The 16,716-nt window shown below is 68.6% G+C and carries 14 protein-coding genes and 4 pseudogenes; 6 read left to right on the top strand and 12 right to left on the bottom strand.

The annotated features are described in order from the left end of the window. Positions 1–34 precede the first annotated feature (34 nt). A complete protein-coding gene (locus SY89_RS04230) occupies positions 35–928 on the top strand; it encodes an ABC transporter substrate-binding protein (protein WP_054583277.1) in 894 nt (297 codons plus the stop codon). 49 nt (positions 929–977) lie between these two features. Beyond that, a complete protein-coding gene (locus SY89_RS04225) occupies positions 978–2,099 on the top strand; it encodes an ArsA family ATPase (protein ID WP_054583276.1) in 1,122 nt (373 codons plus the stop codon). Between the two features lie 14 nt (positions 2,100–2,113). Here SY89_RS04225 and SY89_RS04220 read toward each other — a convergent pair whose 3' ends face one another. The 4 genes from SY89_RS04220 to SY89_RS04205 all read right to left on the bottom strand — a co-directional run bounded on the left by SY89_RS04220 (position 2,114) and on the right by SY89_RS04205 (position 6,601). Further along, a complete protein-coding gene (locus SY89_RS04220) occupies positions 2,114–2,944 on the bottom strand; it encodes an SDR family oxidoreductase (RefSeq protein WP_054583275.1) in 831 nt (276 codons plus the stop codon). Between the two features lie 86 nt (positions 2,945–3,030). Beyond that, on the bottom strand, positions 3,031–3,825 hold the full coding sequence (locus tag SY89_RS04215; protein WP_239685510.1) for an endonuclease V: 795 nt from the start codon (positions 3,823–3,825) through the stop codon (positions 3,031–3,033). Positions 3,826–3,828: 3 nt separating this feature from the next. Further along, the gene (locus SY89_RS04210) at positions 3,829–4,722 is read right to left on the bottom strand and encodes a rhomboid family intramembrane serine protease (RefSeq protein WP_054583274.1); all 894 of its coding nucleotides are present in this window, start codon (positions 4,720–4,722) and stop codon (positions 3,829–3,831) included. 292 nt (positions 4,723–5,014) lie between these two features. Then, a complete protein-coding gene (locus SY89_RS04205) occupies positions 5,015–6,601 on the bottom strand; it encodes a S8 family serine peptidase (protein WP_054583273.1) in 1,587 nt (528 codons plus the stop codon). A 165-nt stretch (positions 6,602–6,766) separates the two neighbouring features. Here SY89_RS04205 and SY89_RS04200 point away from each other — a divergent pair, with 165 nt between their 5' ends. The 3 genes and pseudogenes from SY89_RS04200 (at position 6,767) to SY89_RS04190 (ending at position 8,727) form a co-directional block, all read left to right on the top strand. Next, positions 6,767–7,213: an NYN domain-containing protein gene (locus SY89_RS04200; RefSeq protein ID WP_054583272.1), complete on the top strand. Its 447-nt coding sequence runs from the start codon at positions 6,767–6,769 to the stop codon at positions 7,211–7,213. A 63-nt stretch (positions 7,214–7,276) separates the two neighbouring features. Next, on the top strand, positions 7,277–7,984 hold the full coding sequence (locus SY89_RS04195) for a helix-turn-helix domain-containing protein (protein WP_054583271.1): 708 nt from the start codon (positions 7,277–7,279) through the stop codon (positions 7,982–7,984). 84 nt (positions 7,985–8,068) lie between these two features. Further along, positions 8,069–8,727: pseudogene (locus tag SY89_RS04190) on the top strand (HVO_0476 family zinc finger protein). Here the strand turns inward: SY89_RS04190 and SY89_RS04185 are convergent. The 3 genes and pseudogenes from SY89_RS04185 to SY89_RS04175 form a co-directional block, all read right to left on the bottom strand. Then, positions 8,728–9,093, bottom strand: coding sequence for a DUF5830 family protein (locus tag SY89_RS04185; RefSeq protein ID WP_054583270.1), 366 nt, complete (start codon positions 9,091–9,093; stop codon positions 8,728–8,730). Between the two features lie 154 nt (positions 9,094–9,247). Then, positions 9,248–10,345: pseudogene (locus tag SY89_RS04180) on the bottom strand (pyridoxal phosphate-dependent aminotransferase). A 48-nt stretch (positions 10,346–10,393) separates the two neighbouring features. Continuing rightward, positions 10,394–11,742 (bottom strand): annotated as a pseudogene (locus SY89_RS04175) (alkaline phosphatase family protein). 102 nt (positions 11,743–11,844) lie between these two features. Here SY89_RS04175 and SY89_RS15715 point away from each other — a divergent pair. Continuing rightward, positions 11,845–12,480 (top strand): IS6 family transposase, encoded by a 636-nt coding sequence (locus SY89_RS15715; protein WP_080506588.1) that lies wholly within the window; start codon positions 11,845–11,847, stop codon positions 12,478–12,480. A gap of 10 nt (positions 12,481–12,490) precedes the next feature. Here the strand turns inward: SY89_RS15715 and SY89_RS04165 are convergent, their stop codons facing one another. The 5 genes and pseudogenes from SY89_RS04165 to SY89_RS19495 all read right to left on the bottom strand — a co-directional run. Beyond that, complete coding sequence (locus tag SY89_RS04165; protein WP_054583268.1) at positions 12,491–13,570, bottom strand: methionine synthase; 1,080 nt, start codon at positions 13,568–13,570, stop codon at positions 12,491–12,493. Continuing rightward, positions 13,570–14,589 (bottom strand): 5-methyltetrahydropteroyltriglutamate--homocysteine methyltransferase, encoded by a 1,020-nt coding sequence (locus SY89_RS04160; protein ID WP_054583267.1) that lies wholly within the window; start codon positions 14,587–14,589, stop codon positions 13,570–13,572. Before SY89_RS04160 ends, SY89_RS04165 begins: the two co-directional genes overlap by 1 nt. Before the next feature lie 61 nt (positions 14,590–14,650). Next, the gene (locus tag SY89_RS04155) at positions 14,651–15,670 is read right to left on the bottom strand and encodes an ABC transporter ATP-binding protein (protein ID WP_080506587.1); all 1,020 of its coding nucleotides are present in this window, start codon (positions 15,668–15,670) and stop codon (positions 14,651–14,653) included. Further along, positions 15,667–15,942: an ABC transporter ATP-binding protein gene (locus tag SY89_RS17090; RefSeq protein ID WP_189319108.1), complete on the bottom strand. Its 276-nt coding sequence runs from the start codon at positions 15,940–15,942 to the stop codon at positions 15,667–15,669. The genes SY89_RS04155 and SY89_RS17090 overlap by 4 nt, the downstream gene beginning before the upstream one ends. 290 nt (positions 15,943–16,232) lie before the next feature. Then, positions 16,233–16,715, bottom strand: a pseudogene (locus tag SY89_RS19495) (ATP-binding cassette domain-containing protein); the annotation flags it as partial. Position 16,716 lies beyond the last annotated feature (1 nt).

The raw sequence follows: 16,716 nt of genomic DNA, 5'->3' as shown, positions 1-16,716 counted from the left end.
GTGATTATTTGTAACTTCGGGCGGTTGTCTCAGTATGGATCGGCGGGACTACCTCCGGGCTGTCGGCGTCGGCGGGGCGCTGACGCTCGCGGGCTGTGGCGGCGATCCCGGCGCCGCGAACGCCGAGGCGTTCGACGGTGCGGGGACGCTCACCCTCGCGACGGCGACGACGGCGTACGACAGCGGCCTGCTCGACGCCGTCGTCCCCGGGTTCGAGCGAGCGTTCGGCGCGTCGGTCCGGATGCTTCCCCGCGGCACCAGCGGCTCGCTGGAGACTGCCCGCAGCGGCGACTGTGACGTGGTGGTGGTCCACGCCCGCCCGCTCGAAGACGCGTTCCTCCGCTCCGGGCACGGGCTCAACCGCCGGCGGCTGATGGTCAACGACTTCCTCCTCGTCGGGCCGCCCGACGACCCGGCTGACGCCGCGGGGTTGGACCCGGTCCAGGCCTTCCGCGCCGTCGCCGAGGCCGAAGCGCCGTTCGTCTCCCGGGGCGACCGCTCGGGCACCCACATCCGCGAGCAGCGCATCTGGGCGGCGGCCGACCGCGACCCGGCCGGCGACTGGTACCGCGAGACCGGACAGGGGATGGGCGACACGCTCACCGTCGCCGAGCAGCTGGGGGCGTACACGCTGACCGACCGGGGCACTTTCCTGACGGTGCGGGAGGGGTCACTGACGCCCCACGTCGACCGTGGGATCGACGACCCGCCGGCGCTGCTGCGTAACGAGTACGGAGTCATCCCCACGAATCCCGCCCGCCACGACGTGGCGTACCCGCTGGCGATGGCGTTCGTGGGCCATCTCACCGGGACGGCGGCGTCGACGATCGCCGAGTTCCGGGTCGACGGCCAGCGCGCGTTTCGGCCGCTGGGGGCCGAGCCGGAGCCCGGCTTCGAGCAGTACGTCCCGACCGACTGGGAGGGCTGACCGGCTCCGGACCGAGAGACACACAAGTCCCCGCCGCCGAGAGCCGCCAATGAGCGAAATCGACGTGGAGCCGGTCGATTCGGTCGAGGACGACGAGTCAATCGACGTGGAGTCGTCCGCCCACGACGACCACGCGTCCCCCGAGACACTGGACACGGAGACGGCACTCCCTGAGCGCGTCGACGCGCCGGAGTACGTCCTCTACGGCGGGAAAGGCGGCGTCGGGAAGACGACCTGTGCGGCCGCGACGGCGCTTGCCTCCGCCGCGGCGGGCACCAAGACGCTCGTCGTCTCCACCGACCCGGCCCACTCGCTGTCGGACACGCTCGACGTCGACATCCCGGCCCACCCGAGCCGGCTCCGGGAGGACGTGCCGCTGTGGGGCGTCGAGATCGACCCCGACGCCGCGATGGAGGAGGGATTTTTCGCGGCTCAGCAGGAGGAAGGTCCCGTCGGCGACCTCGCGGGGATGCTCGGCGACGGCGCCGGGATGGAGTCGCTGCTCGGCGGCACGATGCCCGGCGCCGACGAGGCGGCGGCGATGCAGAAGCTGATCGAACACATGGACGACCCGCGGTTCGACCGCGTCGTCGTCGACACCGCGCCGACGGGCCACACGCTGCGCCTGCTCCAGCTGCCGGAGATGCTCGACACGATGGTCGGCCGGATGGTGAAGCTCCGCCAGCAGTTCTCCGGGATGATGGACGGCCTGAAGGGGATGTTCGGCGGCGGCGAGGACGGCGACGCCGCGGGCCAGCAGGATCTCGACGAGCTCAAAGAACGCATCGAGCGGCTGCGAGGCATTCTGCGTGACCCATCCCGGACTGACTTCCGGGTGGTGATGGTGCCAGAAACGATGAGCGTCGTGGAGTCCGAACGCCTCGTCGAACGCCTGGACGAGTTCGACATTCCCGTGAGCACGCTGGTCGTCAACCGCGTGATGGAGGACCCCGCCGACGTGGCGGACCTGGACGCCGTCGACGACGACTGGATCGTCACGCCGAACCTCGAGAACTGTGCGTTCTGCCAGCGCCGCTGGAACGTCCAGCAGGACGCGCTGGGTCGAGCCAGCGACCTCTACCGCGGCCGGGACGTCAAGCGCGTGCCGCTGCTGGCCGACGACGTGCGCGGCGAGGCGGCGCTGCGCGTCGTTGCGGCCTGTCTGGACTGAAAGGATCGGTCGCGCTACGCCAGCCGTTTGCGCGCGAACCGGATCGCGAGATCCACCACCGAGTCGGGGAGGTATCGTGACTTCACCAGCAGCTCCGCCAGCCGCCCAACGGGCATCCGCGCGGGCGGGTCCGTGAGGTTGGCGGCGTCGACGATCGTCGTCGCGACGCGCTCGGGCTCGACCGCGCCGGTCCCGCCGCCGCCGACCGCCTCGGTGTCCTCGAACATCGACCAGAACCACTCGTAGGCGCCGGTCCGTTCCGTCCGGTCCGATTCCTCGTTCGCGCGGTCGGTGAACTGCGTCTCGACCGGGCCGGGCTCGACGAGCACGGCGTCGATACCGTGGCCCTCGACCTCCCAGCGCAGCGCGTCGGTCATCGCCTCGAGCGCGAACTTCGAGCCCGAGTAGGCGCCGCCGCCGGGCATCGACACTCGGCCGGCCACCGACGAGACGTTCACGACGGTCCCCTCGCCCGCCTCGCGCATATGCGGGAGCACCGCACGCGTGAGTCGGTGGGGGCCGTACACGTTCACCGCGAACTGGTCCGCGACGGCGTCGACGGGCAGCTCCTCGGTCGGTCCGAACTGGGCGTACCCGGCGTTGTTGACGAGACAGTCGATCCGGTCGTCGTTGCGGAGCATCCGGTTGACGACGTTGCGCACGTCGCTGTCGTCGGTCACGTCGAGTTCGTCGACGACGCAGTTCTCTCGATCGGCGAGCGCGTCGAGGTCGTCGGTGTCCCGGGCCGTCGCGTACACCGTCCACCCGTCGTCGAGGAACGCCTCGGCGGTGGCGCGGCCGATGCCGGACGAACAGCCAGTGATCAGCACCGTCTCCGGTCGCATAGCTACGTGCTGGTTCGGCCGAGGGTTAAGTGTGCGCAAAGGAAGCCGGGCGGGCGGCAGCGAGCCGCGCCGATCGCCCCGGCGGCTCAGCCGAGCGCCGCTTTCGTGTCGTCGGCGTTCCGATCGGCGAGCCGCGTGGGTTCGGGGAGCTTGTACCCCGCACAGAGCGCGTCGACGAGGTCACGCGTCGTCGCCGCCGAGACGCGGTGGCCCGGCGAGACGTAGAGGGGGTTGATCGACTGGTCGCGGTCCCACTGCCGGGACTGATAGGCGTAGCCGATCACGGTACTATCGGGCGCTTCGACAGTTCCATCTGCCTCGATCGGCGTCGACCAGCCCGCCGGTCGGTCGTCGACCGGCTCGGCCGGCTCGCCGCAGAGCAGCTTCTTCGCGACGCCGATACTCGGCAGGTCGAGCGCCACGCCGACGTGGGTCGCGATGCCGGCCTGCCGGAAGTGGATCCGGCCGGAGCCGTCGAACACCGCGAGGTCTGGCTCGACCGAGAGCGTCTCGAACGCCGCGAGGATCGGGCCGCCCTCACGGAACGCGAGGAGTCCGGGGATGTACGGGATCTCCAGAGGCGTCACGGCGTGAGCGCGCTCGATCACGGCGCCGTCCTGGATCGCGACGATCGCCGACACCGCGCGGTCGTCGAGGAACGCCTGATCGACGCCGACGATCACCGGCGCGTCGCTGCTCGCGCCGAGCCGCTCGGTCCCGCTCGCGTCGGCCTCGACGGGGCCGTCGACGGCGACGGTGTCGGGATCGAACGGCAGGTCGTCGGCGAACGTGGCAGCGTCGGCGATGTCACGCTGGAGTGTCTCCATCGCGTCGCGCGAGAGCGCGGGATCGGGCCGGAACTCGGGGCGGTCCAGCGCCACGGGTCAGAACCGGCCGCCGCCCCGGCGTCCGGGGCCGCCCGGGCCGCCGCCGCCGAACTGGAGTTGGCGGGGCGGTTCGATCTGGTCCTGGACGTACAGCCCGTAGATCAGCCCGATCGCCAGCCCGGCCAGGTGGGCCCAGTGGGCGATGCCGGCGCCGCCGCCGACCTGTCCGAACCCCTGGAGCAGGCTCAGCGCGGCGAAGCCGATGGTCAGCGCCCAGATCGGCACCGGGAGGAAGAAGTAGAGATACACCGTGAGCCCGGGGTTCAGGATCGTCAAGACGCCCATGATCGCCAGCAGCGCCCCGGAGGCGCCGACGACGCCGGTCGCGACCGCCGGCGAGAGCAGGATGCTCGCGCCGATCTGGGCGAGGCCGGCGACGGCGCCAGAGGCGAGAAACAGCGCCACGAAGCGCTTGGTGCCGATTCGGCGCTCGACCACCTGGCCGAAGAAGAAGATCCCGATGCTGTTGGCCGCGATGTGGAAGATACCGCCGTGGGCGAACACCGAAGTGATCCACGTCCAGACGTACTCCGGGTGGGTCGAGCGGAGCACGAACAGCGTGGCCTCGAGCTCGGGCGAGACCAGATTTCGGACCAGCAGTTGGGTGACCCAGGTCACCCACATCAACAGCAGGAACACGAACGTCGCGTTGTTCTGGACGTAGCTCCGCCAGATCGACCGGGCACGGCGTCGGAGGCCGGCACGGCTCCCCTGACTCGCCCCGGCGTCACGCTCCTCGGCCTGGTTGAACACGCCGACCGGGTCGTCCCACTCCAGCCCCGGACAGTCGTGGTTCTCCGGGAGTCGGTGGTCCGCACAGAACGTGCCGCCACAGCGGCGGCACTCGTACGGCATGTTCTCTTGCTTGCCACACTCGTCGCAGGTCGCCATTACACCGGGGTTGGCGGCGGCGGCTAATAGGTCTGGGGCTCTCGACCGCCAGCGACGGTTGCGGAGGTCCCGATCCCGTCGGGCAGTAAGCCCGTCCCCGAACGTTCGGGTGTGAACGGGTGTCGCCAGAGTACGTGCGGCGGCATCACCAACGTGGCGTGGTATCGCCGACAACTCGAACACTGGATGCGGTACGAGAGAGAAGGCGTCGGGTGACCGGCGGTGTGTTGGCTGTCTGACCCACCATCGCCGGCCGCCCGCCGGGTTCCGCCCACCCGGCGATTTCTGGTCGCTACTGGTACTCGGTGATCGTCACAGTGTAGCTCCCCGACCCGCTGTAGGAGTCCACGTCGACCTGCATCGCCGTCGAGTCGTCGGGGCTGTCGATCGTGATCGACTCCTGGCTGTCGGTCGTGTAGGAGCCGTAGTCGTAGTCGCTGGGCGTCGCGTTCGCGGTGGTGCCCGTGTTGACGTAGAGGTCGAAGTCGGCGTCGCTGGGGCCGTCGAGTTCGATCACGACCTGCGAGGGGCTGTCGTAGTTCCAGCCGTAGCTGTAGTCGTCGTAGTCCCAGTAGCCGTCGAGAGTTCCGCTGACCGACGACGACGTGGAGTCGCCCGACCCGCCGTCACCGCCGCCGCCGCCGTCGCCGCTGCCGGGTTCGGTGGTGACCGCCGCCGCGGCGTCTACCTGCCCGCTGCCCTGTTGCGTGTCGGGGAGCCCGATGTCGGCGGCCGTGTTCTTCAGGTGGCTCCGGAGGTCGCTGTTCGAGAGATCCCACTGCGCGAGCGTGAGGCCGGCGACGCCGGAGACCACCGGACACGCCATCGAGGTGCCCGAGAGCCGTTCGTAGCTCCCGCGGGTCTCGGTCGTCGTCGAGAGCACGTCGACGCCCGGCGCGGCGAGTTCGACCGAGTCGCCGTACTGGGAGAACGACGCGAGGTTCTCGCTGTCGTCGACGGCCGAGACCGCGACGCACTCGGAGTAGGCTGCTGGGTAGGAGACCGACGAGGAGCCGTCGTTCCCGGCCGCGGCGACGACCAGCGCGCCGTTTGTGGTCGCGTAGCTCACCGCGTTCTTCATCGTGTCAGTGTACCCGCCGCCGCCGAGGCTGAGGTTGATCACGTCGGCGCCCTGGTCGGCGGCCCACTCGATCGCGTCGGCGATGTCGGCGGTGGAGCCGCTGCCGTTCTCGTCCAGCGCGCGGCCGTTGATCAGCGTGGAGTTCCCCTGGCCCGCGACGCCGGTGCCGTTGTCCACGACGGCCGCCGCGCAGCCGGAGACGTGGGTCGCGTGGTACTCGTCCTGCGGTACGTCGGGGTACGGGTCGGAGTCGGCATCGACGAAATCCCGGCCGGGGTCGGAGGCGTAGTTGCCCGAGAGGTCCGGGTGGTCGTACTGCGCCCCGGTGTCGACGACGGCGATGGTGACCGAGGAGTCGCCGAACGTCGTGTCCCACGCGCTCGGCGCGTTGACCTGCTGCGGGGCGTACTGATCGCCGAACTGCGGGTCGTTCGGCGTCGCGAGCGCCTCGTGGGTCGCGTTCGCCTCGGCGTACTTGACGTGATCTTTCTGCGTCACCGCCTCGACGAAGTTCTGGCGAGCGGCGTCGCTCGCCTGCTCGGGGAAGCTCACTGCGACGTAGCGCAGCGTCTCGTTGGCGTGAACGAGCTCGGCGTTGCCCGGCACGTACTGCTCGACGGTCGCGGCGACGCCGTCAGCGGTCGCCGACACGCCCACGAGCACCTCGCCCTCTTTGGGACCCGGATCCCGCCCCGGCGTCGCGGAGCCCACGCCCGCGAGTCCCGCGGCGGCGCCCAGCGCGCCGATCCCTTTCAGAACGCCACGTCGCTGCCAACCGTGTTCGCTATCCTCTGGCATAGTGCAGAAACACAACGAGGGTGGCAACATATATTTGTACTGATTTAGTCTAAATATAGCTCAAAAACCGTTCAACTAATACAGTTTATACATTTGTTTATAAGCGGTATCGAAGATACCGGCGCTTCCCGGAACCGATATCACGAGCGAGGTGCAGGGACGGCTATGGACTGGGTTCGGCGGCTGTTGGGCGACCGGCGCGAGGGGGTCGCGCTGTTCGTCGATGGGCCGAACGTGTTGCGCGAGGAGTTCGACGTGGATCTGGACGACGTGCGTGCGGCCGCGGCCGCTTCCGGTCGGGTCGTCGCCGCACGACTCTACCTCAACGAGGCGGCGCCCGGCAGCCTGATTCGGGCGGCGGAAGCCCACGGGTTCGAAGTGATCACCACCAGCGGCGACGTGGACGTGCGACTCGCCGTCGACGCCGCGGAGTTCGTGCTCCGGAACCGCGTCGCCACGATCGCCGTCGCCTCCCGTGACACCGACTTCAAACCCGCCTTCGAGCTCGCGGGGCGGGAGGGGGTCCGCACGCTCGCGATCGCGCCCGGGAGCTACGGTCGCTCGGACGCGCTGCGCTCGGCGGCCGACGAGAGCGTCACGCTCGGGGAGTAGCGTCGACGCCGGGCGAAGCGCCGCACCGACACGCCTATCTCGCGGGCCCGCCCACGCCGACGCGTGACCGAGAACGCAGAGCGCCGACTCGCCCGCCGGATCGCCGGCGAAGTGGTCCTCTCGGACGATCCCGGCGCGACGCTGCGGAAGTGGCGCACCGACTTCGAGGTGTCCCAGACGGCGCTGGCCGAGGAGATGGACGTCTCCTCGTCGGTGATCTCCGACTACGAGAGCGGCCGCCGTGAGAGCCCCGGGATCGGCGTCGTCCGACGGCTGGTCGAGGGGCTGCTCGCTATCGACACCGCCCGCGGCGGCGCCCACGTCCGGCAGTACGCTCGCGTGGTGACCGCCGGCTTCGAGAGCGACATCGTCCACGACCTGCGGGAGTACTCGCGGGCCGTCCCGCTCTCGGAGTTCTACGAGGCGACCGGGGCGACCGAACTCGCGGGCAGCGAGTCCACGCACGTCAACGGCCACACCGTGATCGACAGCATCGAGGCGATCACCCGCCTGTCGAGCGAGGAGTTCTACCGGCTCTACGGCGAGTCGACCGACCGCGCGCTCGTGTTCACCGAGGTGACGCGCGGCGAGTCGCCGCTGGTCGCCCTGCGAGTGCTGACGCCGACGCCGAACGCCGTCGTCCTCCACGGCATCGAGCCCGAAGACGTGTGGGACCACGCCCCCGCCCTCGCGAAGCGTGACGGGTTCTCGCTCGCGGCGTCGACCAAAGACTTGGACGAGATGCTGGCGGCGCTCCGGGCGCTCCCCTGAGCCGGACAGCGCCGGACCGCGCGCCTCCCTCTCACGGCGCCCCCGAACACGCGCTTTTAAACCGTTCGACCGGCAATCGGAGGTATGAGTGAGTCTGCTGATCGCCTGCCGCTTCCCTGTCCCTCCTGTTCCCCCACGAGGAGACAGTCCACGAGGTACTGAGTCCCGGCGGACAGACGACGGTCCGGTGTACGGAGTGTGGCCACGTCCACAAAGAGAAGATCGAGACGCCCGACGAGGTCACCGTCGACGTGGTGGTCTCCCAGGACGGCGACTCCTACAAGGCGACGCTGAACGCCGTCGCCGAGGAGGAGATCGAGGCCGGCGACGAGTTCGTCGTCGAGACCGAGGCGGCGATCCAGCAGGTCGAGGTCACGAGCATCGAGCTCGGCCCCGAGCGCCGCACCGAACACGCCACGATGGACGAAGTCGAAACGGTCTGGACCCGCGTCGTCGACAACGTCGGCGTGAACATCACCATCCACCCGAAGGAGGGCGACGGCCGCAACGAGCAGTCCCGGTCCACGAAGGCGTTCCTGCCGGGCGACTTCGAGTTCGTCGTCGGCAAGACCTACGAGTTCGGCGACGACGAGTTCGAGGTCCAGAGCCTCCAGCTCCGCGACGCCGTCGCCGACGACTACCGCCACAAGAAGCTCGACCACGAGGGCGACCTCGCGTTCGCGAAGGACATCAAGCGCGTCTTCGGCCGCGACGAGAAGACGAGCGCCTGGTCGGCCTGGTAGCTACTCCCGTCCGAGCACTTTTCTGATACACGACGGCCCGAACGGCCCCAGTTCCCCGCTCTCGAACTGGACGAAGTGGCCCGTCGAGATGCTCGCGCCACAGCGCCGGCAGTCGTAGTCACCCTCCCGCTGCACCACGTCACTGCCCATCCGGACGAACGTCCCGCCCGTGCGTGTGCGCAGGCGACCGTCCTCCCGCTCGATCAGCCCGCGCTTCTCGGCGTCGTCGAGGATCTCCCGGGTGAGCGAGGGGCTGGTCGTCACTGCCTCCAGCCGATCGATCGTCTCGGCCAGCGAGAGCTCCTCGTCCTCCAGATGGGCGAGCAGTTCGAGGCCGAGTTCGCGTTTCTCCTCGCGGGTCGACACGGCCGGGCGTTCTCGCCGAGGGCGCTTGAGCGTTGTGTGGCGGCACCGGCCCCCGTTCGCTATCTCGAAATACGGTTTACGGGCTCACGAGACACCGACAACTGGCCGGATGTCGGCGGAGCGAGAAACCGCCGCTGAGTGGGCGAGCGCTCCGTTAGGCGAAGAACGCGGCCAGGCGGTCGGCGGCCTCCTCGACGCGGGGGTCACCAACGCGAAGCGGAGCCAGTCGCTGTACGCCTCACCGAACCCCTCACCTGGCATGCCGGCGACGCCGGCCTCGTCGATGAGTCGCTTCACGTTCGCCATCGTCCCAGGGTAGTCGTCGAAGCGCGCCATCACGTAGAAGGCGCCGTCCGGGCGGGTGTACTCGGCGCCGGCGGCGTCGAGCGCCTCGGTGAACGTGTCCACGCGTTCGCGGATCAGCTCCCGGGCGGCCTCGTAGTAGGCCGCGTCGGCCCCTCGAGCCCGCGGAGGACGGCGTACTGCCCCGGTCGGGTGGTGGCGACGTTGACCAGCATGTGGCGGGCTTTCGCGTTCTCGGCGAGCCACTCGGGGAAGATCGCGTACCCGACACGGAACCCCGTGATCGCCAGCGACTTCGAGAACCCCGAGGTGACGACGCAGTGCTCGGAGTCGATCGTGAGCGCGGACTCGAACGTGCCCGAGAGGTCGAAGTGGTCGTACACCTCGTCGACGACCGCGACGGCGTCGTGCTCCTCACAGAGCCGGACGATCGTCGCCACCTTCGCGTGATCGTACACCGCCCCGGTAGGGTTGTTCGGCGTGTTGAGCACCACCAGCCCGGTCTCGTCGCCCATCGCCTCGCGGTAGGCGTCCACGTCGAGGCTGCCGTCCCGGTTCGCGGGCACGAACGTCGCGTCGCCGCCGAGCATCCGCGTCTTCCCCGGGTAGTAGGGGTACACTGGATCGGTCAGGAGCACCTCGTCCCCGGCGTCTCGTTCCAGCGCCGCCGCCATGCCCAGGTAGTTCGCCTCCCCGGTGCCGTTGGTGACGACGATCCGGCCGGGGTCGACGCCGCGGCGCTCGGCGATCTCGGCTTTGAGCGCCGCGGTGCCGTCGCTGGGGGGTACTGGAACCGATCCGGCTCGAACGTCGCGTACTCTTGCAGCCCTTCCCGGAGCGCCTGCGGCGGCTCCCAGTCGGGGTTGCCGCTGACCATGTCGATCACGTCGCGTTCGGCGTCGCCGACGTAGCCCATCACTTCGAAGAACTTGGGCTCCTCGTACTCCATGGCGGAGGGTATGGCGGCAGGGGTATGCCGCTTTCGGGAGCCGAGGGGTTAGTTCCGGACCAGGCTGGCGCCGTCGAACTCCGTCCGGGAGAACTCCAGTTCCATCAGCTCCAGAATCGTCGGCGCGATGTCGAGCAGGTCGCAGTCCTCGATATCGGCGTCGGGTGTGTCGATGAACAGCGAGGCGTTGTCGAAGCTGTGCATCCCGTTTCGGGGCCGTCGGCGAACACGTCGCTGCCGCCGGTGAAGCCGGCTTTGAGGTCGAACCCGTGGTTCGGAATCGCGACCAGATCGGGCGCGATGTCGTCGTGGTCGCCCCGGAACGCCTGCTGCTTCTCGACGACGCGCTCACAGACTTTCCGGCCGTCGGGGCCTTCGAGCGCCTCGAGTTCGGCCTTGAGCTCGTCGCGGACCGCGTCGTACTCCGCCTCGGGAACGCTCCCGCGGGGCTCGCGGTTCTCGAGGTTGACGTAGAACCGGCCGGGGATCAGCGAGTACGCACGGGTGTCGTCGGCGATGTCGCCGAGTTCCTCGTGATCGTCGTCCTGGTACGAGAGCCAGCCCTCCTGCTCGAGCCACTCGTTCAGGTGGACCTCGTAGTCGAGGCTGGTGAACCCGTGGTCCGAGGCGACCACGAGCGTTGTGTCGTCGGGCAGCATCTCCCGGATGTTGCCGATGTACTCGTCGAGCTGCCGGTAGAACTCCATGAACGCGTCCTTGTTCGGCCCGTCGCGCTCGTAGTCCTCGAACAGGAAGTGGTTCACGCGATCGGTCGTCATGAACACGCCGAAGAAGAGGTCCCAGTCGTCCTGTTCGAGGTAGTGGGTGAACGCCTCGTAGCGCTTATCCAGCGTCTCGTGGGCGTCCTGCATGAACGGCTCCTTGTCCTCCTCGTGGCCCTGCTTCACGTCGGCGTCGATCTTGTAGTCGATCGACTGGAGATAGTCCCGGAGATCGTCGGGGTAGGCGGCCTTCTCGACGCTGGGCGAGAGGAAGCCGGACACCATGCGCTGGACGTTGCGCTGGGGCGGGAACGTCACGGGGACGTTCATCACCGTCGCGTCGCGGCCGTCGTTGGCGACGCGGTCCCAGAGCCGGGTTGCCTGCACGTCTCGGCCCATCGGGACGTAGGTGTCATACGTACCGACCTCGCGGTCCTGGAAGCCGTACACGCCGGTCTCGCCGGGGTTGACTCCTGTCGTCAGCGACGGCCAACAGGCGCTCGACTCCGGCGGAACGATACTGTCGATCGGGCCGGCGCTGCCTTCGTCGGCGAGCGCGGCGAAGTTAGGGAACTCGTCAGGGTGCTCGTCGAGTAGGCTGAACGGCACACCGTCGATACCGAGGAAGACGACTCGGGGGTCACTCTCGCCCCGGAGTCGGTCGAACAGTCCCATACCTCGTCGTACCGTCGAACACCTTAAGAACCTTCCCTCTACGAAAGGCGGCGGTGTTCAGATAAGGATGAAGAGTGAGGCGGGACGATCTGTGAGTGGTCAATGCTCGAAATCGCCCGCCTCAACGGAGGTAGCGACTGCTTCGAGTTAGATTTTGTGAAGCGAGAGGCGACACCCGAGCCCGCGATGAAGCTCGGTATCCGACTCCATCTGGCTGGATTATCACTTTCGGATACCATTTCGATTCTCGATAGGTTGGGTGTCGAACGCTGTCGAACGACCGTTCACAACTGGGTGCAGAAGGCCGATTTACAGCCGCTTGGCGGTGCAAATCCGGATCACGTCGCGGTTGACGAGACCGTGATCCAACTCAACGATGAACGGTTCTGGCTGTACGCTGCTGTCGATACCGACACGAACCGCTTGCTGCACGTCAAGCTCTCTCCGACGAGAAATCAAGCGATTACCGAGATGTTCCTCTCCGAACTCCGCGAGAAACATCTCGTCGATGACGCAGTCTTTCTCGTCGATTCTGCACCGTGGCTGCAAGCAGCACTCCACCGACATGGCCTCGATTACCGATACGAAAAACACGGTAATCGGAATAGCGTCGAACGTGTCTTTCGAGAACTAAAACGACGAACTAACCAGTTCTCAAACTGTTTCAGCCATGCCGAAGCAGATACTGTCGAAAATTGGCTTCAAGCGTTCGCCTTCGCATGGAACCAGCTTATCTGAACACTACCGCTCAGTCGTCGGCCGTCGGGGCGTCCCGAGCCGGCACCTCGATCTCGCCGGCGTCGAGTTCGGCCTCGACCTCGCGAGCCGCGGTGACGAGGTTCTCGGTCTTCTGGTAGGCGGCCTCGCGGGGGAGCAGCTTCAGCCCGCAGTCCGGCGAGACGGTGAGTTGCTCCGGCGGCACCACCTTCAGCCCCTGCTTGATGTTCTGCTTGATCTCCTCGACGCTCTCGACCTCGGCGTCGTGCACGTCGACGACGCCCAGCGCGAGGTCGGGCGCGAACTCGCCGTCGGCGAGCGTCTCGATCTGCTGGTAGTCGTCGTTGCAGAGTTCGAGGTCGACCTCGTCGACGGGGAACTCGTTGAGTTCGGGGTAGATCCGGGAGTAGTCGCCGTAACAGACGTGGACGCCCACGCGGACCTCGTCGGGCACGCCGTCGACGATGCGCTCCAGACAGCTGCCGACGATCGCGTGGTCGTCCGGCGTCGTCGCCAGCGCGGGCTCGTCGATCTGGATGTAGCGGGCGCCCGCCTCGACCAGCTTCTCGATCTCCTCGTTCACCAGGTCCGCGAGGTCGTACGCGAGCGCCTCACTGTCGCCGTAGTGCTCGTCGAACGCCCAGTTGGCGAGCGTGTATGGACCCGTGATCGGGACCTTGACGGGGCGCTCGGCGACGGCGTCGGTGAACTCGAACTCGTCGACCAGCCACGGCTCGTCGTAGCTGACTTCCTCGACGACGCTCGGCTTGTGGAAGTAGTTGTGCCCCCACACTTTCACGGGGCCGTTGAACTCGTAGCCGTCGATGCGCTCGGCGAAGAACTCCACCATCTCGTTGCGCCGCATCTCGCCGTCGACGACCGTGTCGAGGCCGGTTCGCTCGTGCTCCTCGGTAATGAGGCGGCAGGCGTCGTCGTGGGCTTCCTCGAGGTCGGCCTCGTCGAAGGAGGCGTCGGGATCGTCGACGAGGTCGTCGGCACGGTTGAGCCACGTCGGCTTGGGGTAGGAGCCGACGACGCTGGTGAGCAGGAAGTGCTCGTGGTCGTGGTCGTCGGGGCGGAACTGCTCGCGGTTGGCGGCGTCGCGGGCCATCAGGCGCTCACCTCCGTTTCCGGCGCCAGTTCAACCGCCTCGCCGAGCACCGAGAGCTTCTCCCGGTACGTCGAGACGGGCAGGTAGGCGAGTTCGGTGTTCGGCGTCGCGTAGACGGTGTCGAACGTCTGGCTCGGGATCTGCTCGGTCACCCAGTCGATGCGTTCAGCGACTGTCTCGGGGCTCTCGACGGCGGTGTTCTGTCCGTCGACGAGGCCGACCGAGATGGCGTCTTTCGTGCCGTACTCGGTGACGTTGTAGAGGTGGGCGTCGCGGTCGCCGGCGACGAAGTCGAAGCCGAACGCGTCCACGTCGGCGTCCATCAGGTGGGCGTACGTCTTCTCCTCGTGAGCGCCCCAGTAGCTCTGGAGCACCACGTCGGCGTCGGTGGCGGCCGCGACCGTGTCAACCGCGTCGCTGACGCGCTCGTTTGCCTCGCCCTCGGGCGAATCAGTCACCAGCGAGGGGTCGAGGAGGAACAGCGTCTCGTGCTCGGGGAGCGCCTCGACCTCGCCGGCGAGGAACTCCGCGATCGCGGCGAGGAACTCGGCGTCGTCGCCGTAGTACTCGTCGGTCGCGAGGTCGGCGAGCGTGTAGGGGCCCGGGAGGACCGCCTGGAGGGACTCCTCGTCCTCGAGGAGGGCCGTCGCGGCATCGAGTTCGGCGGCCACGTCGCCCCCGTCGGCGGCGAGGTCGTCGACGACCCGCGGGTCGCGGTAGAAGTTGTTGTTGTCGTAGTAGCGCACGATGCCGCCGGTTTCGACGCCGTCGTGCACCGCCAGCGGGTGGGCGAGCCAGTCGTCCCAGCGGCCCTGCCCCTCGACGATCCGGTCGAGGCCGGCCTCGCGCTGGTCGTCGATCAGTTCCTCGCGGACGCGCTCGTAGGCCGCACGGACCTCCGGCCCCTCGCTGCCGTCGACGAGGTCGGCTTTCTGGTGGCCTTTGAGGCTCGAGAGTTCGTCTTTCGCCCAGTCCGGGAGCGGGTACAGTCCCAGTGTAGTCGCGACTCGGTCGGTCATACACCATCGTAACGGATGCAGTCGCTTAATAATTCCTACTTCGTGGGATGCTTGCTGGTAATTACTCGTCCGCCGGCCGGAAGTGGCAGGCAACGGTCCGGCCGTCGCCGCTCTGTCGGGGGTCGCCGCCGTCGCCCCGCTCGGTGAGTGTCGGCTCGTCGGCGACACACCGGGCCGCGGCGTCGTCGTCGAGCCGCTCCCGGAGGTGGCATCGGGGGTGGAACCGACAGCCGTCGGGCGGGTCCGCGGGATCGGGCGGTGAGCCCGGCAGGCGGATGCGTTCGTCGGGCGCCGGCTCGGCCCGGACCCGCGGCACGCTCGACAGCAGCGCCTCCGTGTACGGGTGGGCAGGGTCGTCGAGCACGCCGGCGAGCTCGCCGAGTTCGACGAACTCGCCGAGATACATCACCGCCACGCGGTCGGCGACCTGCCGGACGACGCTCACGTCGTGGCTGATCAGGAGATACGTGAGGCCGCGCTCGGCCTGGAGCTCCCGGAGCAGCTCCAGGATCCCCGCACGGACGCTCACGTCGAGCGCCGAGACGGGCTCGTCGAGGACGAGGAGGTCGGGGTCGAGCACGAGCGCCCGCGCGATGCCCACGCGCTGGCGCTGCCCGCCGGAGAGTTCGTGCGGGAACGCGTCGTAGTGGCGGACGGGGTCGAGCCCGACGGTTTCGAGCAGTTCCCGGACGTACGCCGCGCGGTCGTCCTCGCGCTCGTCGTGGATCACCAGCGGTTCGGCGACGAGGCGGCCGACGGTCATGCGCTCGTTCAGCGTGGAGAACGGGTCCTGAAACACCATCTGGACTCGCCGACGGAACGACTTGTCGACGCCGCCGGCGAGCGACGCGCCGTCGAAGACGACCTCGCCCGCGGTGGGCTCGTCCAGCCCGATCACCGTCTCCGCGAGCGTCGACTTCCCACAGCCCGACTCGCCGACGATCGCGAGCGTCTCCCCCTGCCGGAGCTCGAAGCTCACGCCGTCGACGGCCCGGACCGCGCCCGTCTTTCGCTTGAGGATCCCCGAGCGGACGGGGTAGTGGCGTTTCAGCTCGCGGACCGAGAGCAGGGGGTCGCTCACTCGTCCACCTCCGAGGCAGCCGGCTCGACCCAGTCGACGGCGTCCCGATCGAACGCGTCGCCGCCCGGGTGGGCGTCGGTGTAGCCGTGGCAAGTCGCTTCGTGGCGCTCGGCGTCGTCCCCGTCGTCGAAGCCGACCGTCGGCGGCGCGGCGCCGTCACAGAGCCCCGCTTCCGCGGCGGGGCAGCGCGGGTGGAACCGACAGCCAGAGGGCGGATCGTCGAGGCTCGGCGGCGAGCCGCCGATGGGTTCGAGCGCCCGGCGCACGTCCACGTCGGGGACGCTCCGGAGGAACGCCCCGTGTAGGGGTGTCGCGGCGAGTCGAGCAGCTGGCGCCGGCTGCCGCGCTCGACGATCCGGCCGGCATACATCACCATGATCCGCGTACAGAGCTGGGAGACCACGCCGAGATCGTGACTGATCAGCAGCAGCGACATCTCTCGCTCGGCGACGAGATCGCGGAACAGGTCGACGATGCCGGCCTGCACGCTCACGTCGAGCCCGGTCGTGGGTTCGTCGGCGATCAGCAGATCCGGCTCGCCCGCAAGCGCCATCGCGATCGCGGCACGTTGGGCCATCCCGCCGGAGTACTCGTGGGGGTAGTCGTCGAAGCGGCCCGCCGGATCGCCGATGCCGACCTCCTCGAGCAAGTCGATCGCCTCGATGCGGGCGGCCTGCTTCGATCGGTCCCGGCTCGCCCGGACCGCCTCGACGATCTGGCTCCCGACGGTCTCGATCGGGTCGAACGCCGCCTCGGCGTTCTGGAACACCATTCCGATCTCCGAGCCGCGGACCTCGCGAAGTGTCCGCGTGGGGGCGCCGACCAGTTCTTGGCCGCGCCACTCGACGGAGCCGGTGACCTCGCCCTCGTCGATCAGCCCGACGAGCGAGCGCACGGAGACGGATTTGCCGGCGCCGGACTCGCCGACGATGCCGAGCGTCTCGCCCGCGCGGAGGTCGTAGCTGATCCCGTCGACGGCGACGAGCGGGTCGCGACGGCCGAACTGGGTTCGAAGGTTCCGGACTCGGAGGATGGGGTCAGTCATG

Origin of the sequence: Halolamina pelagica (assembly GCF_001307315.1) — an archaeon.
GTDB classification, from domain to species: domain Archaea; phylum Halobacteriota; class Halobacteria; order Halobacteriales; family Haloferacaceae; genus Halolamina; species Halolamina pelagica_B.
Note: the sequence above shows the minus strand (reverse complement) of the source record. Positions and strands in the feature narration are given on the sequence as shown.

Excerpts from the sequence above, each read along its gene's own strand:
- SY89_RS15715 (WP_080506588.1), top strand. The coding sequence starts at position 11,845 with ATGCTCGAAATCGCCCGCCTCAACGGAGGTAGCGACTGCTTCGAGTTA.
- SY89_RS04160 (WP_054583267.1), bottom strand. The coding sequence starts at position 14,589 with ATGACCGACCGAGTCGCGACTACACTGGGACTGTACCCGCTCCCGGAC.
- SY89_RS04165 (WP_054583268.1), bottom strand. The coding sequence starts at position 13,570 with ATGGCCCGCGACGCCGCCAACCGCGAGCAGTTCCGCCCCGACGACCAC.
- SY89_RS04225 (WP_054583276.1), top strand. The coding sequence starts at position 978 with ATGAGCGAAATCGACGTGGAGCCGGTCGATTCGGTCGAGGACGACGAG.
- SY89_RS04220 (WP_054583275.1), bottom strand. The coding sequence starts at position 2,944 with ATGCGACCGGAGACGGTGCTGATCACTGGCTGTTCGTCCGGCATCGGC.
- SY89_RS04210 (WP_054583274.1), bottom strand. The coding sequence starts at position 4,722 with ATGGCGACCTGCGACGAGTGTGGCAAGCAAGAGAACATGCCGTACGAG.
- SY89_RS04205 (WP_054583273.1), bottom strand. The coding sequence starts at position 6,601 with ATGCCAGAGGATAGCGAACACGGTTGGCAGCGACGTGGCGTTCTGAAA.
- SY89_RS04230 (WP_054583277.1), top strand. The coding sequence starts at position 35 with ATGGATCGGCGGGACTACCTCCGGGCTGTCGGCGTCGGCGGGGCGCTG.
- SY89_RS04200 (WP_054583272.1), top strand. The coding sequence starts at position 6,767 with ATGGACTGGGTTCGGCGGCTGTTGGGCGACCGGCGCGAGGGGGTCGCG.